The organism is Delftia sp. ZNC0008, from assembly GCF_000799035.1.
Lineage (GTDB): Bacteria > Pseudomonadota > Gammaproteobacteria > Burkholderiales > Burkholderiaceae_C > Comamonas > Comamonas tsuruhatensis.
In genome coordinates this window covers 1-1,046 of record NZ_JTKZ01000354.1, presented here as the reverse complement: position 1 = coordinate 1,046, position 1,046 = coordinate 1, and the positions used below count along the sequence as shown (strand labels likewise).

Here is a 1,046-nt window from a genome sequence, read left to right as displayed (position 1 = left end):
CAGCAGGCCGCAGGCCGCGCCGTGCTCGGGGTTGACGTAGCTGCTGTACTGGCGCTGCCAGGCCACAGGCAGCGCAGCCGAGGGCAGGGCAAAGTCCAGGTCTTCTGCACCCAGCAGGACCTTGGCGCCGAGCTGGGGGTTCACAGGGGATCCGACGGTGATGCCGTCCGGGCAGACGGAGCAGGCCAGGCCGCCCTGGCTGCCGATGAGCACGGTGCGCGAGCCGGTGACGATCTTGCCCTTGACGACGCTGTCGGTGATGCGGGCTGCGGGTTGGCCACTCATGCGAGGCTGCTCCTGGAGAGATGGGGGAGAACGGGAATGCGGATACGGGGAACGCGGTACGGGCTGTCTGCCTTCAGCAGTTGAGCCGGTCCGTGGGCGAGAGGATCTGGATGTCGCCGGGCGTGATGCGTATGGTGCTTTCGCCGCAGGTCAGCAGGATTTCCTGCTGGGCTTCGAGCCGGATCTTGGCGGCGTTGAGCTCAATGCTTTGCCCATCCATGGTGAGCTGGGAGGCCTTGCCGCCTCCGCCTGCACCCCCACCGCCGCTGCCACCACCGCCACCGGGTGCCGTGATGTTCATGGCCATGCCGCCTCCCGCGCCACCACCGCTGCCGCCACCACCCCCGCCACCACCGCCCACGGTCAGCGAGTACTGCGAGCCCACTTCGGTGCTTTGCTTGCTGCCGACCTTGACCTGGCGCTCCTGCCCCACGGTGAGGCTCTGGTTCATGCCCACATGGGTCTGCATGGCCACGCCGATGTTTTCCATGTAGTTGACGCCGATGTTCATCATCTTCATCCCACCCACGTTCTGCATGTAGGCCATGCCTATGGTCTGGGTCTTGAGCAGGCCGACCGTGACGTACCAGTTCTGGCCTATCTTGTCGGTCTCGGTCTTGCCGATGGTCTTGCTGCGGTTCTTGCCGATGGAGATGTTCTCGTCGATGCCAACGTCTTCATTGCGGTTGTCGCCTATGCTGATCTTCTCGTCGTGGTCCACCCGCTCCGTGCGGTTGTTGTGCACGGTGATGGTCTCGTCG

Annotated in this window: 2 protein-coding genes; both read right to left on the bottom strand. The window is 64.9% G+C overall.

Going from position 1 to position 1,046, the window contains the following annotated elements; genetic code table 11:
- A partial coding sequence (locus L995_RS11755) for a DUF6531 domain-containing protein (RefSeq protein ID WP_047471882.1) occupies window positions 1-285 on the bottom strand: 285 nt, incomplete at its 3' end.
- 73 nt (window positions 286-358) lie between these two features.
- Window positions 359-1,046: bacteriophage T4 gp5 trimerisation domain-containing protein (locus L995_RS11750; RefSeq protein WP_047471880.1), on the bottom strand; the 688-nt coding region annotated here is incomplete at its 5' end.